Annotated in this window: 1 protein-coding gene and 1 pseudogene; both read left to right on the top strand. The window is 39.2% G+C overall.

Translation table 11 applies throughout. The annotated features are described in order from the left end of the window. Positions 1-96 (top strand): TrwH protein (locus tag ACFIK3_RS09855; RefSeq protein WP_375618343.1); only part of this gene is annotated, 96 nt, incomplete at its 5' end. After that, positions 93-553: pseudogene (locus tag ACFIK3_RS09850) on the top strand (hypothetical protein); the annotation flags it as partial. The gene ACFIK3_RS09855 and the pseudogene ACFIK3_RS09850, both read left to right, overlap by 4 nt.

Raw genomic sequence — 553 nt, 5'->3', positions numbered from 1 at the left:
TGTGCATTAGCACCAAAGCTAAAACAGCCAAATGATAGGAACCGTGTGCCTATTAATAAAACAATCCCTGCCGAAATCAAGCGAGGAGACAGATGAAAAAGCGATTTATTATAACAGGAATGATTACCCTTTGGGGAATGATAAATTTGGCACATGCAGTGAATATTGAGGGATCTCATATAGATCGATACAGGAAGACATATATTCCACAAGCACGTACTCCAGCGAAACCATCTGCTCCTGCAGTGAATGTTGGTAAAGCTCATCTAGATTCATACAGGCATACATATGTTATACCACAACGTACTCCATCGAATTCACCTGCTCCTGCAGTGAATATTGGTAAAGCTCATCTAGATTCATACAGGCATACATATGTTATACCACAACGTACTCCAGCGAAACCACCTGCTTCACCGAAATCACCTGCTACACCAGCAGAATATCTGGAGCTTATTAAGCTATTAAAAAAAGAGGAAATTATTGAGCTCTTAACAAAACAGCTTGAATTGAAAAAAAAACAACTTTCGCAAACAGAAACAACCTATCAAGC

Source organism: Bartonella sp. CB10SXKL, assembly GCF_042195515.1.
GTDB lineage: Bacteria > Pseudomonadota > Alphaproteobacteria > Rhizobiales > Rhizobiaceae > Bartonella.
Note: the sequence above shows the minus strand (reverse complement) of the source record. Positions and strands in the feature narration are given on the sequence as shown.